The organism is Caldisericaceae bacterium (assembly GCA_036574215.1).
Lineage (GTDB): Bacteria > Caldisericota > Caldisericia > Caldisericales > Caldisericaceae > Caldisericum.
The window spans coordinates 1-1,273 of record JAINCR010000060.1; the positions used below are offsets into that span (position 1 = coordinate 1).

2 protein-coding genes are annotated in these 1,273 nt (G+C 35.8%); both read left to right on the forward strand.

Annotation, left to right across the window (positions count from 1 at the left end):
- Positions 1-385: RNA methyltransferase (locus tag K6343_03755; GenBank protein MEF3245078.1), on the forward strand; the 385-nt coding region annotated here is incomplete at its 5' end.
- Positions 369-896, forward strand: a complete 528-nt coding sequence (locus tag K6343_03760; GenBank protein ID MEF3245079.1) for a sigma-70 family RNA polymerase sigma factor — start codon at positions 369-371, stop codon at positions 894-896. The genes K6343_03755 and K6343_03760, both read left to right, overlap by 17 nt.
- The last annotated feature ends 377 nt before the right edge of the window (positions 897-1,273 follow it).

The window sequence follows — 1,273 nt, forward strand, 5'->3', positions numbered from 1 at the left end:
TGTATTTATCCAGAAAAAGGAGGGATGTGATGTTACCGAAAGTGTAATGATTGTCTCTTCAGGAGCTGTCTTTCACATGCGGATTTATAAGGTTGCAAATATCATACAAGTTATAAGGTATTTAAAGGAAAAAGGTGTTTGGATTATTGGAACCGATGTAAATGCTAAAGAGAACTATTTTGATATTGAGTATTCACACCATCCCTTTGCAGTTGTTGTAGGAAACGAAGGGGAGGGTGTTAGACCTGGGATTCTTAAAGAATGCGATTACGTAGTTAAGATACCTCTATTTGGGAAAGTAAATTCGCTTAATGTATCCGTTGCAACTGGTATTGTTCTGTTTAAAATTATTGAAGAAAAATTAAAAAATGGAGAATTACAATAATATTGAAGATTTAATTAAACATGCAAAAGCCCACGACCGACAAGCTCAAGAGACAATCATATCGCTTTATACTCCTTTTATAAAAAGGATTGTAAGATACTACGGCCTTTTCTTGTCTAAGGAAGATAGAGAAGATCTTTTTATTGAAGCCCTTTTTGCAACATTAAAAACTATAGATTATTACAGTGAAAATGCTGGTAGATTTGAAGACTTTCTCTTTATTAATATAAGAAATCGTATTCTTGATATTTTAAGAACACGTAAAGTTGAAGTGCCAATTGAAAATGTCCTTTCTAAAACCTCCAATTTTTTAGATGATATAAACCTAAAAGAAGAGATTGAGGAATTTGAGAATACTTTAACGGAAAGTGAACTTGAGGTTTTTAAGTTGTATCTTGATGGTTTAAAAATCTCCCAGATAGCTTCTTACCTTAACAAAGATTATAAATCCATAGATAATACACTTCAAAGAATTAAGAAAAAAGCAAAAAAATTTATGGAAAGTGTTTAAAGCAGTTTTTCACCTTCCTGGTTATTTTGAGGGTTTAAGCCCCATAAAATCATTCTTAAGCAAAGTCCCGTAGGGTCGTTCTGACGAGACGTCCTCCCTGGTGTCATTCTGAGGAGGCGTCTTTTTTGCCGACGAAGAATCTTGCCGTTATTCTTTTTGATGTTCTAAAGCCTTGAGGGAGTGTTCCCTTGGTGTCATTCTGCACTCTTCTTGGCGAAGTCAAGTGTAGCGTTAGCGACCGAAGAATCTTATCTTTTTATGTTTTTCAGCATTCGGGGGAGTCTTGAGGGCGTTCCTTTTACCCTCTCAATTTTAAGATCCTTCGTCGCTATCGCTCCTCAGGATGACGTGGTGGGTGTCATTCTGAGGGCGTAAGC

Bases quoted from the DNA above. Each gene is read 5' to 3' on its own strand.
- K6343_03760 (MEF3245079.1), top strand. From the start codon at position 369: ATGGAGAATTACAATAATATTGAAGATTTAATTAAACATGCAAAAGCC.